A 15179-nucleotide genomic window follows, 5' to 3' on the forward strand; every position below is an offset into this window, starting at 1 on the left:
CGTCAAAACCAACAGCTGGCTGGCTTTTGATGCTTTCTGGTCCTTGCAACGCACGCCGATCGATTTTTTGATCAAATCTGGATTGATTGACGCCCCCGGGTGGCCCTAGACATGTTCTGCGCCACCTGATTGGGTACGCGCAAATTCTTTCCCTGCCCGGAGGCCGACCCATGCTGGATACCACGACCGACCTGAAATCGCTTTTGAAGAACCCCGACCTTCTGGTCACCAAGGCCTATATCGGCGGGCAGTGGGTCGATGGTGACAACGGCACCTTTGCCGTCACCAACCCGGCCCGCGGCGACGTGATCGCCGAGGTCGCGGATGTCAGCCGCGCCCAGGTGGCCGGTGCCATCGCGCAGGCCGAGGCGGCACAGAAGGAATGGGCCAAGCTGACCGGCAAGGAGCGCGCCGCGATCCTGCGCCGGTGGTTCGACCTGATGATGGAAAACGCCGAGGATCTGGGCAAGATCCTGACCGCCGAACAGGGCAAACCCCTGGCCGAGGCGGTGGGCGAGATCGCCTATGGCGCGTCCTTCATCGAATTCTTCGGCGAAGAGGCCAAGCGGGTCTATGGCGAGACCATCCCCGGCCATCAGCGCGACAAGCGGATCATGGTGCTGAAACAGCCGATCGGGGTGGCGGCCTCGATCACGCCGTGGAACTTCCCCAACGCGATGATCACGCGCAAGGCAGGCCCGGCACTGGCCGCCGGCTGCGCCTTTGTCGCGCGCCCGGCCACTGAAACGCCCCTGTCGGCGCTGGTGCTGGCGCTGCTGGCCGAACAGGCCGGCGTTCCGGCGGGTGTGTTCAACGTGGTGCCCTCGTCACAGGCCAGCGAGATCGGCAAGGAGTTCTGCGAGAACCCCGGCGTGCGCAAGCTGACCTTTACCGGCTCGACCGAGGTGGGCCGGATCCTGCTGCGCCAAGCCGCGGACCAGGTCATGAAATGCTCGATGGAGTTGGGCGGCAACGCGCCGTTCATCGTGTTCGACGACGCCGATCTGGATGCCGCCGTCGAAGGCGCGATGCTGTGCAAGTTCCGCAACAACGGCCAGACCTGCGTCTGCGCCAACCGCATCTATGTTCAGGCCGGTGTCTATGACGCCTTTGCCGCCAAGCTCAAGGCCGCGGTCGAGGCGTTGAAAATCGGCGACGGCTTGTCCGATGGCACAACGACCGGCCCGCTGATTAGCGACGAGGCGGTGGCCAAGGTGCAGGAACATATCGCCGATGCCACGGCCAATGGCGGCGCGATCCTGACCGGTGGCCTGCCGCACGATCTGGGCGGCACCTTCTTCCAGCCGACGATTATCACCAACGTGACCCAGGACATGAAGGTCGCGCAGGAAGAAACCTTTGGCCCGCTGGCGCCCCTGTTCAAGTTCGAGGACGAGGACGAGGTCATCGCCATGGCCAATGACACGATCTTCGGCCTCGCCTCGTATTTCTACGCCAAGGATCTGAGCCGCGTGTACAAGGTGGCCGAGGCGCTGGAATACGGCATCGTCGGCATCAACACCGGCATCATCAGCTCGGAACTGGGTCCGTTTGGTGGCGTCAAGCAATCCGGCCTTGGCCGTGAAGGCAGCCACCACGGCATGGAAGACTATCTTGAGATGAAATACATCTGCATGGCGGTCTGATCGGACGGACCATGAGACAAGGGCGCCTTTGGGCGCCCTTTTTCTTTTCAAGCGTCATGAAAAAACCCCGCGTCCGGAGGAACGCGGGGTTGTGCGACAACCGAGGGAGGAGACGATTATCGCCGCTTGGGCGGTCTCAGCCTCAGTTCACGGGCTTGGCGTCAACCACGTCCTTTTCGATCGCCTTGGTCGAGGTGATCTCGATCCGGCGCGGTTTCAGCGCCTCGGGCACCTCGCGCTTCAGGTCGATGTGCAGCATACCGTTTTCCAGGCTGGCGCCGGTCACGCGGACATGGTCAGCCAGGGCAAAACGACGCTCGAAAGCGCGGGTGGCGATGCCGCGATGCAGATAGGTGCGCTTGGTGTCTTCGGTGGCTTTCTTGCCGGCCACGACCAGCGCGTTTTCCTTGACTTCGATCGTCAGGTCATCTTCGGCAAAGCCGGCGACTGCGATCGAAATGCGATACGCATCGGCATCGGTTTTTTCGATGTTGTACGGGGGATAGCTGGGTTGTGACACTTCGCTGGCCATGACCCGATCCATGATGTCGGCAATCTGGTCAAAGCCGACGGTTGCACGGTGCAGTGGTGCAAAATCAAAGCTACGCATGTTCGTTATCCTCATGTTCAGAGCGATTTACGAGTTTTGCCCTCCGATTGGACGGGCGTTGGCGATCGTCGGACCCCGGTTTGGCTGCCCGACACACACGAGATGGGAAAGGATCTGGCTGAGTTCAAGACCCGCCGGAGCTGATGAATTTCGCGCCCGAGCTGGACTTGCCCGAGCCTACTTGCAGCCGCCGGATCTTGGCCTTTGGCTGCGGCGCATCCCGCCGCATGATCGCCTTGAGGTCCGAGACGATCCCCTCAAGTTCCATGCCGAACCCGACCTTGCGACGGCCGTCGGTACCAACCGCCGATACCACCGACAGGATCTGCCAACGCGGCCCGTTGCGGGCCAGAATGGCCGAACCGGAGGATCCGAACGTGACATCGCAATTGAAGGTAATCAGACCTTGGCGCCGCTCCAGAATCCGGCAGGACCGCTGGCGCGTGATTGCCTCGGATCGGCCGCGCCCGTACGAAGCGATGCTGATCTCATCCCCGGCGACCCGGCCACTGTGCAACGCAAATGGGTTGGCGACGGTATACGGGATCGATTGATCCAGTCGCATCAGTGCGACATCGACCCGGACCATCTCGGGTGACAGGCCAACCCGGGGATCATAGTCGGGAAGGACGGCGATCTGCACGACCGTGCCTTCGGCAAGCGCATGTCCATCGCTCAGACCTGCGCGAAAGGTCACTTCGCCGGGTGCATAGGTCCGGCCGGTGGCCTTGTCCGTCGCACAATGGGCTGCGGTCAGAACAAGATCCTGCGCGATCAGCGTACCCGTGCAGAACGAGCGGTCTCCGATGTCCAGCCGCCCGATCGCCTCCCAACCATACAGGTCGTCCCGATCGGTCAGCCGGCGCTTGCCACTGTCCTGGGCCATCGCCGACGCAGCAATCCCGGCCAAAATCAGGGCCGCTGTCACGATACGGCGGATCATGGCCGGACAAACCTTGCGCCGACGTTCTTTCCCGGCTCGAGCGTCTTGCCGGACGCGCCAAATCCATTCCCTGCGGACAGCTCGGTGCGCAGCACCTCCAGCGACTCTTCCAGCGCTGTTCCCAACGATACCCGCCGGCCTTCCAATTCGGCCTTCGCGGACACGACCGATACGATCCGGGGGTGATCCCCTGAGAACGAGAAGATCGGCGCGCCGGACGCACCCAAATCCACGTCACAGGACATGACCAGCACCCCCGATTGCTGCGCCATGACCGAGCAGACCTGTTGCAGCGAAGGGGCTTCTGCGCGGTTGTGGGCGTACGAAACCACACCGACATCCTCGCCACGCGTTGGCCGGTAGCCGGTTTCAAACGGGATCACGGTCGTATTTCGGATCGGCTGCCACAACTCGATCAGCGCGACGTCGTGGCGCACGCGGCTGACGGATGCGGCGCGGTCATACTCGTACTCCGGATGAATGACCGCCTGGCGCGCCGTGCGATAGGCCGATGCGCGGCCGTGTCGCCACCCCGCCAGAAACTCGATTTGGCCCGGATCAATTCGTTGGCGGGTCGCTTGGTCGAACAGACAATGCGCTGCGGTCAGAACAAGCGTGGGAGAGATCAGCGCACCAGTGCAGAAGCCGGTGCCGTCGATGTTCAGCCGTCCGACCGCCATCCATTCGCGCCCGGAATCCGAGGTTTCAAGGCTTTGTAGCCCAGTATCCTGCGCCGTGGCTGCCAATGGCAGAACACATAACGCTATCGCTCTGATCCATGTGCGCACGCGGTTCTCCGGCATGAGGTATCGGCCAATCTACATACGCGTGGCGTTTGGCGAAAATAGGGCAGAGCCGGACCGCGCCTAATCCGCACCAGACTGATGCGTCGGCGCATCAGGCCCGATCACCGCAGGATCGGCACCATATCCGCAGGCTGTCCGGCCCGATCCAGCGCAGGGGGCCGAGGCCCGCCCGTGACCCAATCCAACAGCTCGACCGTATGCACGATGGGCAGTTGGGTACCCGACCCGATCTGCATCATGCAGCCGATATTCCCGGCCGCGATCAGATCGGGGTTCTTGGCCTCAAGCGTGCGCACCTTGCGCTGTTTCAGCTTGGCCGAGATCTCGGGCTGCATCAGGTTGTAGGTGCCCGCGCTACCGCAGCACAGGTGGCTGTCGGCGGGTTCGACCACCGTGAACCCCGCCTTTTTCAGCAGGTCCTTGGGATAGGTCTTGATCTGCTGCCCGTGTTGCAGCGAGCAGGCCGCGTGATAGGCCACCGTCAGCGCCTTGTCGTCGCCCTGCGGCAAGTCCAGCTGCATCAGGAATTCGCTGACATCCATGGCAATGCCCGACACCCGCGCCGCGTCCTCGGCCAGCGGGTCGTTGCGGAACATGTGCCCATAATCCTTGACGGTGGTGCCGCAGCCCGAGGTGTTGATGACGATCGCATCCAATCCCTTGCCGTCCATCTCGCGCGTCCAGGCACGGATATTGGCGGCGGCGGTGGCATGGCTTTCGTGGGTCTTGCCCATGTGATGGGTCAACGCTCCGCAGCAGCCGGCGCCCTCGGCCACGACGACCTCGCAGCCCAGCCGGGTCAGCAGGCGGATCGTGGCATCGTTGATGTCGGTGTTCAGCGCCTTTTGCGCACAGCCCGTCATCAGAGCCACGCGTTTGATCGCCTGCCCCTTGGGCGCAAAGCTTTGGGGGTCGTCATTGCGGCTGACCGGCGGGATGTGTTTCGGCGCCATGTCCAGCATCGCCTTCAGGCGCGCGTCGGGCATCAGAAAGCGGAACGGCCGCCCCAGCTTGGCCCCGATCAGCGCCCAGCGGAACCGCATCGGATAGGGCAGAATCCGCGCCAGAACCCACCGCAGCGCCCGGTCCGAGAAGGGACGCTTGTAGCGGTTTTCGATATATTCACGCGCGTGATCGACCAGATGCATGTAATGCACGCCCGACGGGCAGGTCGTCATGCAGGCCAGGCAGGACAGGCAGCGGTCGATATGCTTGACGGTCTTTTCATCCGGAACACGCTCGTTTTCCAGCATGTCCTTGATCAGGTAGATGCGCCCGCGGGGGCTGTCCAATTCGTCGCCCAACACCTGATAGGTCGGGCAGGTGGCGGTGCAGAACCCACAATGCACGCAGTTGCGCAAAATCTCGTTTGCGCGACGGGTGCCGGGGTCTTTCAACTGGTCTTCGGTGAATGTGGTCTGCATCGCCCTATCCCATCAGCCCGGGGTTGAACACGCCGCGCGGGTCGAATTTCTGTCGAATCCCCTGTGTCAGAGCCGCAATGCCCTGCGGTTCCGGCTGGAACCGGCCCAGCCGGGCAAGGGTATCGGCCCCGGCCCGCACCAGCGTGGCGTGGCCGGAAAACGCGCCAATGCGCGCGCGCAGGTCGGTGCCTGCGGGCACCAGCGCCCAGATCAGCCCCCCGCCCCAGTCAAACAGGGTCCGATCAGCCTCGGCCCGCGCGGCGATTTCGGGCGCGTCGCCGGGTTTCACCGAAATCCGCCAGACATCGCCGGGCGTGTCGGCGAAATCGGCCGCATCGCGGATCGTCTGCCACAGGGCGTCCGACGGCTCGACCGGATCAACCGCGCCGAACTGGCCCAGCAACTCCTGCAGGCGCCCGGTGCGATACGAGACCGACTCCGCAAACCCCTCGATCCGGATCAAGGCGCGCTGCTGCTGCGGATCATAGGCTGCGCCGGTGACCTCAAAGGGTGATTTCAGCGCCTCGGACAGGATGCGAACCGCAGTCGCGACGTCCTTGGCGGGTACGGCCAGCGTCGCGCTGGCCTCGGGTTTGGGCAGCACCTTCAGCGACACCTCGGTCAGCACGCCCAGCGTGCCCCAGGATCCGGCCATCAGCTTGACCAGATCATAGCCGGTGACGTTCTTCATCACCCGGCCGCCATTCTTGATGACCTGCCCCTGCCCGTCAACAATGCGCACGCCCAGCAGGAAATCGCGGCAGGCCCCGGCCTGGATCCGGCGCGGCCCCGAGACGTTGGCGGCCACGACACCGCCGATCGTGGGCGCGCCCGAAGAACCCAGCAAGGCGCGATGGTCCATCGGCTCGAAAGCCAGCTGCTGACCTTCGGCCTCCAACGCGGCCTCGATCTCGGCCAGCGGCGTTCCGGCCTGCGCCACAAGCGTCAGCGCCCCCGGCTCGTACAGGGTGATCCCGCGCAGCCCCTCGGTGCTCAGCACCTGGTCGGGGCCGTCCACGCCACGGGTTCCCCCGCCCTTGATCCGCACCGGGCCGTTCAGCCCGGCCACGATTTCGGCCAGTTCAGACTCTGATTCAGGTCTCATTGCGGGGTCCGTTCTGTCTTGGGAATTCATTCCGCCGCCATCTTCGGGGTGCGGCGGGGTGCACTGGCATCCAGCGGGAACACCTTGGCGGGGTTCAGCAGCCATTTCGGGTCGAACACGTCCTTGACGGCCATCTGCGCCTCAAGGTCCTGCGGCGCGTATTGATGATGCATCAGGTCACGCTTTTCGATGCCCACCCCATGCTCACCGGTCAGGCAGCCGCCGGCATCGACGCACAGTTTCAGGATCTCGGCCCCGAAGGCCTCGCATTTTTCCAGATCGCCGGGCTTGTTCGCATCGAACAGGATCAGCGGGTGCATGTTGCCGTCGCCGGCATGGAACACGTTGCCCACGGGCAGGCCAAACTCTTTGCTCAGTTCGCCGATGCGGCGCAGCACGTCCGGCAGCGCCGACACCGGGATCGTTCCGTCCAGGCACATATAGTCGTTGATCTGCCCCATCGCGCCAAAAGCCGACTTCCGGCCCAGCCAGATGCGGGCGCTTTCCTCGGCCGACTGGCTTTCGCGCAGCTCGACCGGGTTGTGGCGTTTGGCGATTTCGACGATTTTGGCCAGCTGGCTTTCGATCTCGGCGTCCGAGCCCTCGACCTCGACGATCAGCAGCGCCTCGCAATTCGGATAGCCGGCATGGGCAAAATTCTCGCAGGCCTCGATGCACAGCCGGTCCATGAACTCGATCGCCACGGGCAGGATGCCCGACTTGATGATGTCCGAAACGCATTCGCCCGCCACCGCATTGTCATCAAAGCCCATCAGGACCGGGCGCGCGCCCTCGGGCTTGCGGAGGATGCGCAGCGTCGCCTCGGTGACGACCCCCAGCTGACCTTCCGAGCCGCAGATCACTCCCAGCAGGTCCAGCCCGCCGGAATCCAGATGCGCGCCGCCGATCTCGACCACGCGGCCATCCATCAGCACCATGGTCACGCCCAGCAGGTTGTTGGTAGTCACGCCGTATTTCAGGCAATGCGCCCCGCCCGAGTTCATCGCGATATTGCCCGCGATGGCGCAGGCCAGCTGCGACGACGGATCGGGCGCATAGAAGAAATCCTGCTCCTCGACCGCGCCGGTGACGCTCAGATTGGTGCGGCCGGTCTGCACGCGGATGAAGCGGTTGTCATAGTCGACCTCAAGCACCTCGTTCATGCGGGCCACGCCCAGGATCACGCAATCGGCCGTAGGCAGCGCCCCACCGGCCAGCGAGGTCCCGGCCCCGCGCGGCACGACCGGCACGCCTTCGTCATGGCAGATGCGCAGAATGTCCGAGACCTCCTGCGTCGAGGACGGCAGAACCGCGATCATCGGCGCGCATTTGTAGGCGGTCAGGGCGTCGCATTCATAGGCGCGGGTTTCGGCCGGGTCGGCAATGATGGCATCTTCGGGCAGGACCTGCCGCAGACGGGCAAGCACGTTGGCCTTGCGGGCCAGAACGTCGGGGTTGGGCTGTGGCATGTCCATGGCGGGTCCTCCGATTTGGTAAAATAATATTACCAATTTCTGCATCTGGCAAGTTGCCTTCCTCGGACGTACTGTCGCGCCATGACACTGACCGAACGCGCCCTGCTGTTTTCACCCCTGGACTACGCCGCCGTCCTGCTATTGCTGATCGCCTGGCAATGGATCGGATGGCGGATCGAGAACCCCGCGCCGGGCAAGCGCTCGGTCGCGGTAATGATGGACGAATTCCGCCGCTGCTGGATGCGCGAAATGGTGACCCGCCAGCCCCGCATGTTCGACGCCCAGGTCGTGGGCACGATGCGTCAGGGCAGCACGTTCTTTGCCTCGACCACGATGATCGCCATCGGGGGCGGTTTGGCCCTTCTGGGCAATACCGAGCGGCTGTCGGGCGTCGCCAAGGATCTGGCCATCGGCAGCGCGCCGGCCATGGTGTGGGAGGTCAAGATCCTGATCGTGCTGCTGTTTCTGTCGAATGCCTTTCTGAAATACGTCTGGGCGCACCGGTTGTTCGGCTACTGCGCGGTGCTGATGGCGGCGGTGCCCAACGAGCCCGAGGATCCGCAGGCCTATCCCCGCGCGGCGCAGGCGGCCGAGATCTGCGTGACCGCCGCGCGCAGCTTCAACCGTGCCCTGCGCTCCACCTATTTCGCGCTGGCGTCGCTGGCCTGGATCCTGGGCCCGATCGCGCTGATCATCGGCACGCTTCTGACGCTGGGAGTGCTGTACCGACGCGAGTTTGCCTCGCATTCCCGCGCGATCCTGCTGAGCCTGCCGCCGGACACGCAGACGTGATCCCGCCCCGCCCGATCAGATCATAGACTGGCGAAATGCGACACCTGATCCCCTGCCTGCTTCTGGCCGCCCCGGCCCTCGCCGACCCGCCGACGGTCGAAAATGTCACCGCGACGCGCACGGGCGAGACCTGGCGATTCGACGTGACCATCCGCCATCCCGATACCGGGTGGGACCACTATGCCGATGGCTGGCGTGTTCTGGCGATGGACGGAACCGAACTGGGGATGCGGGTGCTGCATCACCCGCACGAGACCGAGCAGCCCTTTACCCGATCGCTGGGCGGGGTCGCGATCCCCGAAGGCGCGAGTCAGGTTCAGGTGCAGGCCCGGTGCAGTGTCGATGGTTGGAACGCGGACACCACGCTTGTGGCTCTGGACTGATCGTCAGAACACGCCCAGCGACAACCCGGCGCCCAGCGCGGCGCCGACCTCGCGGCATTTGACCAGTTCATCCTCGGGGATAGTCTTTTCCGCCAATATCGCCACGGGCGTCTGGGCATGGGTGCAGACGATGAGGGGCGGCTGCACCTCTTTCAAACGCCAACCGGTGGCGATGCGTGCCAGTTGCCGCGCAGCGTTCTGACCGTCGGACCCAGCGCAAATCATCTGCGCATAGGGCCGCCCCTCGATCCGGCCCAGAACCGGATAGTAGCATCGGTCGAAGAAATCCTTCATGACGCCTGACAGCGCCGCCAGGTTCTCGGGCGCGCAAAAGATGTATCCGTCGGCCGCGAGCAGATCGTCGGGTCCCGCCTGGTCGGCGGGTTTCAGGCTGACCTCGGCCTCGGCGCCGGCCGCCCGTGCGGCCGCCTCGGCCATCTGCCGGCTGCCGCCGGTGCGGGAATGGTAGACGATCAGCAGACGGGCCACGGCGGTCAGGCCCGATGGTACGGGCCGCCCGACAGGATCGTCGCGGCACGATAGAGTTGTTCGGACAGCATCACCCGGACCAGCATATGCGGCCAGACCATCGCGCCGAAAGAAATCGAAAAATCAGCCTCAGCCCGCAGCGCCGGGTCGATCCCGTCGGCGCCGCCGATGACAAAGGCCAGATCCTGCCGGCCCATGTCACGCCACCCGGCCAGTTTCTGCGCGAAATCGGGTGACGACGTCACCTTTCCCCGCTCGTCCAATGTGCAGATCACCGCCCCGCCGGGCAGCGCCTTGCGCAGCAAGCTGGCCTCGGCGCCAATACCGGCGTTCTTCTTATCTTCGACCTCGATCACGCGCGCAGGCCCCAAGCCCAGGCCGCGGCCGGTCCGGTCGAAACGGGTCAGATAGTCGTCAAGCAGGGTCTTCTCCGGTCCGGCACGCAATCGCCCGACCGCACAAATGCTGATACGCATGTCGCTCTCGCCGCCGGCCCTTCAATACGGGCCGGGATGGCGCCTCAGTTGGCCGAGGCGCTGCCGCCCTGAGGCAGCCACATCTTTTCCAGCTGGTAGAATTCGCGCACTTCGGGGCGGAAGATATGGACGATCACGTCGCCCGTATCGATAAGCACCCAGTCGCCGGCATCCTTGCCTTCAACCTTCGAGGTGAAACCGAATTCCTGCTTGATGCGATCCGTCAGCTTTTCCGCCATCGCCGACACCTGACGCGTCGACCGGCCCGAAGCGATGACCATGTAGTCGGCCACCGAAGACTTGCCCTGCAGGTTGATCTGCACAACATCTTCGGCCTTGTCATCGGAAAGTGAGGAAAGGATGCGTTCAAGCAGCTTGTCGCTGATTGACTGAGAGCGGGCCATCACAGCGGCACCTTCATCGGCGGGCAAACCCGCCTGTGTGTGTAGAGACAGGACATGGTCCTCCTTGCTAAAGCGCCGCGTAACCCCGGCGCCGGGGTACTATTAAGGTAGCAAGGCAATTGCAACATTTCAATGAACGGCAACCGTTGATGGCACGGGGTTGATCAATCCGTGTCCAGATGTGGCACAGAGGTGTCGGTGGCGCCCTGCCCCAGCAGGCGCACTTCGCGCTGCGGGAAGGGAATCGAAATGCCCTCGGCCTGGAATGCATCCCACAGCGCCAGATAGACATTGCCGCGGATGTTGGTCAGGCCGGCCGTCGGGTCCCGGATCCAGAACCGCAGCACGTAATCGACGCTGCTGTCGCCAAACCCGGTGATGTGGCAAACCGGTTCGTGCTTGCCGCCGCTCAGCACGCGTTTGACCGTTTTCACCGTGCGGACGGCGGTTTCGCGCACCTTGTGCGGGTCGTCGCCGTAGCTGGTGCCGAAGGTCAGATCGAGGCGGACGAATTCGTCGGAATGCGACCAGTTCACCACCTGCCCGGTAATCAGATCCTCGTTCGGGATCAGGTATTCGCGCCCGTCGCGGGTAACGACCGAGACGTAGCGGGCGCCCAGCGCGTTGATCCAACCGAACGTATCGCCCAGCGAGATCACGTCGCCCGGCTTGATCGACCGGTCCATCAGGATGATGATTCCCGAGATCAGGTTCGACACAACCTTCTGCAGGCCGAAGCCGATGCCCACGCCGACAGCACCGGACAACAGCGCGATCCCGGTCAGGTCGAATCCCAGCGTCCGGATCCCGATCAGAAAGACCAGCCCGTAAAACGCGACCTGGATACCCTTGGCCAGCAGCACCTGCATCGAGGGCGAGATGTCGTCATTGCTTTTCAGCCCGCGTTCAGCCGCCCGGGTGCCAAGCCGCGCCAGCACCAACAACGTGCCGATCAGCAGAATGGCCTTGAGGATCCCCAATGCCGAGATGTGAAGGCTGCCGATCGAAATCGCCACGCCGTCGAGGAACTCGGCGACGTCATCGGTCAGACTCAGCGCGACCAGCGTGGCGTAGATCCACATCGACCAGCGGAAGATGCGCCGAATCGTCCGGTTGCGGACCAGTCGCGAAATCAGCGCGATCGCCAGCCACGCGGTTGCCAGCGTTGCCAGAACACCGATGATGTAACTCCGCGATGGCCAGGTGACCTGCTGCATCACCAGATAAACGCCCCAAGCCAGCACGACGAAGTAGACCAGCGTCATCCGCTGCATCAGCTGAACCAGAACCCGCAACCGCCATTTTGGCCATCCACTGCGTGCCCGCGCCCAGGCTTCCCACCGGCTTTTTGTCAGCAGAGTCAAAAGGAAGGACAGCGCCACCAGCCCCAGGATGATGGCGATCTGATACTGCCTCCACCCCGGAGTCACGATCAGCTCGACCAGGTTCCCAAGCTGCAACAGAAAGGCCTCGGCCATGTTGTCGAACAGCTCTGAAATCGAACTTGGGATCAAATCATTGTCCATGCGGGTCTCCTGCCGCCAGATTGAACAGCAATGTGGCGGCTTGCAAGGCCCACCGACCTGTCCAGGGACGCGGATTGAGCCTTGATTGACGAGGGGGCGCGATATATCTGGATCGCATGAGATTCCATCAGGCCCCTGCTCCGAACCTGCAAGACCGCGCGCGCCTGCGTGAACGGTTCTTCGGGGCCGCCCGCACGGTTCTGGCCCGCCTATAATCGGCGCCCAGCCACTCGCCAGCATTTCTCAATACAGACGGGAGAGGACCGATGTCCCCCAAAACACTCTATGACAAGATCTGGGATGCCCATGTCGTGCACGAAGCCGACGATGGCACCTGCCTGCTTTATATCGACCGCCACCTGGTGCACGAAGTCACCAGCCCGCAGGCGTTCGAAGGCCTGCGCATGGCGGGCCGCAAGGTGCGCGCGCCGGAAAAGACCATCGCCGTGCCGGACCACAACGTGCCCACCACGCCCGACCGCGTGAACGGGATCGAAAACCCCGAATCGCGCATCCAGGTCGAAGCGCTGGACAAGAACGCCCGCGAATTCGGCATTCACTACTACCCGGTGAATGATATTCGTCAGGGCATCGTCCACATCGTCGGCCCCGAACAGGGCTGGACCCTGCCGGGCATGACCGTGGTCTGCGGCGACAGCCACACCGCCACCCACGGCGCTTTCGGCGCGCTGGCCCACGGCATCGGCACCTCCGAGGTCGAGCATGTTCTGGCCACCCAGACGCTGATCCAGAAGAAGTCCAAGAACATGAAGGTCGAGATCACCGGCAAGCTGCAGCCGGGCGTGACCGCCAAGGACATCACCCTGGCCGTGATCGGCAAAACCGGCACCGCCGGCGGTACCGGCTATGTCATCGAATATTGCGGCGAAGCGATCCGCGACCTGTCGATGGAAGGCCGCATGACCGTCTGCAACATGGCCATCGAGGGCGGCGCCCGCGCCGGCCTGATCGCGCCGGACGAAAAGACCTTTGAATACGTCAAGGGCCGCCCGCACGCCCCCAAGGGCGCGCAGTGGGAGACCGCCCTGGCCTGGTGGAAGACGCTCTATTCCGATGACGACGCCCATTGGGACAAGGTCGTCACCATCCGTGGCGAGGACATCGCCCCCGTGGTCACTTGGGGCACCAGCCCCGAAGACGTTCTGCCGATCACCGCGACCGTGCCCAACCCCGAGGATTTCGAGGGCGGCAAGGTCGAGGCCGCGCGCCGCTCGATCGAATACATGGGTCTGCAGCCGGGTCAGAAACTGAGCGACATCGAGATCGACACCGTCTTCATCGGCTCCTGCACCAACGGCCGGATCGAGGATCTGCGCGCCGCCGCCGAGATCCTGAAGGGCAAAAAGATCAAGGACGGCATCCGCGCCATGGTCGTGCCCGGCTCGGGCCTCGTCCGCGCCCAGGCCGAAGAGGAAGGCATTGCCGAGATATTCAAGCAGGCCGGGTTCGAATGGCGTCTTGCGGGCTGCTCGATGTGCCTGGCCATGAACCCCGACCAGCTGACCCCGGGCGAACGCTGCGCCGCCACCTCGAACCGCAATTTCGAGGGCCGTCAGGGCCGCGGCGGACGCACCCATCTGCTGAGCCCCGCAATGGCTGCCGCAGCGGCAATCACGGGAAAGCTGACAGATGTGCGCGAATTGATGTAAGGTCCCCTCATATCTAGATATTTGAGGGAGAGACTGAAATGAGTGAATGGGTCAAATGGCTCCTGATGGGGCTTCTATCGATAGTGTTCGGCATATTCGTGCTGGGCGCACCGGTCGTGGCATCCGTGGCAGTTACCGTGGTCACCGGCGTCCTTTTGCTGGTATCCGGCGTTCTGCAAGTCGTCGGCGGTTTCACCGTCGAAGGAACCGGCAACAAGATCCTGGCCTTCATCATGGGTGCGGTCATGCTGTTCCTGGGCTGGTCGTTTCTGGACCATCCGCTGGCGGGCACTCTGACGCTGGCAACAGTCGTGCTTATCCTGTTCATGGCAGGCGGGATCGCACGGATCATTCTCTCGTTTCAGATGCGAGGCACGTCATTTTTCTGGCCAACCCTGATCTCGGGCATCTTGTCGATCATCCTGGCAGGCATCATCTGGTCTTATGCAAGCAGCGAACCTGCCGCTTTGCTGAGCCTTCTGGGTATCCTGCTGGGCATCGAGATGCTGTTCAACGGGTTCGGGTTGGTCTTCATGGCGTTCTTCGTCAAGAACGCGCCCAAAGACGAAACTACAGAAGCTCAACAAGCTTGAAACGCGGGGCATGGGGCCTGACCTCTCCCGCAGGAGTGTGAACATGGAAAAGTTTGAAAAAGTCCACGGTGTGGCAGCCCCCATGCCCCTGATCAATATCGACACCGATATGATCATTCCCAAGGTGCACCTGAAAACGATCAAACGGTCCGGCCTCGGCGTCGTGCTGTTCGACGAGATGCGCTATCACGATGACGGGCGCGAGAACGAAGAGTTCGTCTTGAACAAGCCCGCTTATCGCAACGCCGAGATTCTGGTGGCCGGCGACAACTTCGGATGCGGCTCATCTCGGGAACACGCGCCTTGGGCGATCAAGGATTTCGGTATCAAGGTGGTCATCTCGACCAGCTTCGCCGATATCTTTTTCAACAACTGCTTCAAGAACGGCATCCTGCCCATCGTGGTCGAAGAACACCACCACGTCATTCTGATGGAGGATGCCCACAAGGGCGAGAATGCGCGCATGACCGTGCACCTGGAAGATCAACAGATCGTCACCTCGGACGGCGTCGTGATCGAGTTTGATATCGACCCGCACCGCAAGCACTGCCTGCTGAACGGTCTGGACGATATCGGCCTGACAATGGAAAAAGATCACCACATCGACTCGTTCGAGTCCCATGCCAGCCAGGCGCGCCCCTGGGTGTGATTCTGGGGATGAACCTGTGGACACTCAACCTGACGGGGTCGCCAAGGCGGCTCCGTTCGCATTCTTGGGGTTAAAGTCAAAGCAACCACAACATGTAGAGAACCATTTCCATTACACGTCGAATTTGCGACGTGAATGATGCAAAGCCGCACCAGTTTCGCCATCTTTTTGCCCGAAATCACGTGTTT

General features: G+C 63.1%; 16 protein-coding genes. 6 read left to right on the forward strand and 10 right to left on the reverse strand.

From position 1 onward, the window contains the following. The first annotated feature begins 170 nt into the window (after window positions 1–170). Complete coding sequence (locus AC2FNZ_RS02410; RefSeq protein ID WP_093963669.1) at window positions 171–1646, forward strand: NAD-dependent succinate-semialdehyde dehydrogenase; 1476 nt, start codon at window positions 171–173, stop codon at window positions 1644–1646. Window positions 1647–1788: 142 nt separating this feature from the next. On the opposite strand, the gene AC2FNZ_RS02415 is transcribed toward AC2FNZ_RS02410, so the two are convergent. From AC2FNZ_RS02415 to AC2FNZ_RS02440, 6 genes are all read right to left on the reverse strand, one after another. After that, window positions 1789–2256 (reverse strand): Hsp20 family protein, encoded by a 468-nt coding sequence (locus AC2FNZ_RS02415; protein ID WP_093963670.1) that lies wholly within the window; start codon window positions 2254–2256, stop codon window positions 1789–1791. A gap of 124 nt (window positions 2257–2380) precedes the next feature. Continuing rightward, a complete protein-coding gene (locus AC2FNZ_RS02420; RefSeq protein WP_496839408.1) occupies window positions 2381–3199 on the reverse strand; it encodes a trypsin-like serine peptidase in 819 nt (272 codons plus the stop codon). After that, window positions 3196–3987, reverse strand: a complete 792-nt coding sequence (locus AC2FNZ_RS02425; protein WP_093963788.1) for a trypsin-like serine peptidase — start codon at window positions 3985–3987, stop codon at window positions 3196–3198. Before AC2FNZ_RS02425 ends, AC2FNZ_RS02420 begins: the two co-directional genes overlap by 4 nt. 119 nt (window positions 3988–4106) lie before the next feature. Continuing rightward, window positions 4107–5429: a glycolate oxidase subunit GlcF gene (glcF, locus tag AC2FNZ_RS02430; RefSeq protein ID WP_496839409.1), complete on the reverse strand. Its 1323-nt coding sequence runs from the start codon at window positions 5427–5429 to the stop codon at window positions 4107–4109. A gap of 4 nt (window positions 5430–5433) precedes the next feature. Next, window positions 5434–6534, reverse strand: a complete 1101-nt coding sequence (gene glcE / locus AC2FNZ_RS02435) for a glycolate oxidase subunit GlcE (protein WP_496839410.1) — start codon at window positions 6532–6534, stop codon at window positions 5434–5436. 26 nt (window positions 6535–6560) lie between these two features. Further along, window positions 6561–8009 (reverse strand): FAD-linked oxidase C-terminal domain-containing protein, encoded by a 1449-nt coding sequence (locus AC2FNZ_RS02440; protein ID WP_496839411.1) that lies wholly within the window; start codon window positions 8007–8009, stop codon window positions 6561–6563. An 81-nt stretch (window positions 8010–8090) separates the two neighbouring features. Here AC2FNZ_RS02440 and AC2FNZ_RS02445 point away from each other — a divergent pair, with 81 nt between their 5' ends. Together AC2FNZ_RS02445 and AC2FNZ_RS02450 are read left to right on the forward strand one after the other, a co-directional pair. Next, window positions 8091–8801 carry a DUF599 domain-containing protein gene (locus AC2FNZ_RS02445; protein WP_093963675.1) on the forward strand — a complete coding sequence of 237 codons (711 nt, stop codon included), beginning with the start codon at window positions 8091–8093 and terminating at the stop codon, window positions 8799–8801. Between the two features lie 35 nt (window positions 8802–8836). Next, window positions 8837–9184, forward strand: coding sequence for a hypothetical protein (locus AC2FNZ_RS02450; RefSeq protein ID WP_496839412.1), 348 nt, complete (start codon window positions 8837–8839; stop codon window positions 9182–9184). Between the two features lie 3 nt (window positions 9185–9187). Here AC2FNZ_RS02450 and AC2FNZ_RS02455 read toward each other — a convergent pair whose 3' ends face one another. The 4 genes from AC2FNZ_RS02455 to AC2FNZ_RS02470 all read right to left on the reverse strand — a co-directional run bounded on the left by AC2FNZ_RS02455 (window position 9188) and on the right by AC2FNZ_RS02470 (window position 12079). Further along, complete coding sequence (locus tag AC2FNZ_RS02455) at window positions 9188–9673, reverse strand: flavodoxin family protein (protein ID WP_496839413.1); 486 nt, start codon at window positions 9671–9673, stop codon at window positions 9188–9190. A gap of 5 nt (window positions 9674–9678) precedes the next feature. Further along, a complete protein-coding gene (gene rlmH, locus AC2FNZ_RS02460) occupies window positions 9679–10149 on the reverse strand; it encodes a 23S rRNA (pseudouridine(1915)-N(3))-methyltransferase RlmH (RefSeq protein WP_496839414.1) in 471 nt (156 codons plus the stop codon). A gap of 44 nt (window positions 10150–10193) precedes the next feature. Beyond that, complete coding sequence (gene rsfS / locus AC2FNZ_RS02465) at window positions 10194–10553, reverse strand: ribosome silencing factor (protein WP_093963679.1); 360 nt, start codon at window positions 10551–10553, stop codon at window positions 10194–10196. A gap of 164 nt (window positions 10554–10717) precedes the next feature. Next, window positions 10718–12079 carry a mechanosensitive ion channel family protein gene (locus AC2FNZ_RS02470; RefSeq protein ID WP_170583039.1) on the reverse strand — a complete coding sequence of 454 codons (1362 nt, stop codon included), beginning with the start codon at window positions 12077–12079 and terminating at the stop codon, window positions 10718–10720. 266 nt (window positions 12080–12345) lie between these two features. Between AC2FNZ_RS02470 and leuC the strand changes: the two genes are divergently transcribed. The 3 genes from leuC to leuD are packed head-to-tail and all read left to right on the forward strand — an operon-like array spanning window position 12346 to window position 14991. After that, window positions 12346–13749, forward strand: coding sequence for a 3-isopropylmalate dehydratase large subunit (gene leuC / locus AC2FNZ_RS02475; protein ID WP_496839415.1), 1404 nt, complete (start codon window positions 12346–12348; stop codon window positions 13747–13749). A 38-nt stretch (window positions 13750–13787) separates the two neighbouring features. Next, entirely contained in the window at window positions 13788–14342 is a 555-nt protein-coding gene (locus AC2FNZ_RS02480; RefSeq protein ID WP_093963682.1) for an HdeD family acid-resistance protein, read from the forward strand. A gap of 43 nt (window positions 14343–14385) precedes the next feature. Continuing rightward, the gene (gene leuD, locus AC2FNZ_RS02485) at window positions 14386–14991 is read left to right on the forward strand and encodes a 3-isopropylmalate dehydratase small subunit (protein ID WP_093963683.1); all 606 of its coding nucleotides are present in this window, start codon (window positions 14386–14388) and stop codon (window positions 14989–14991) included. Window positions 14992–15179 lie beyond the last annotated feature (188 nt).

This window comes from Ruegeria sp. SAZA006 (assembly GCF_059613465.1).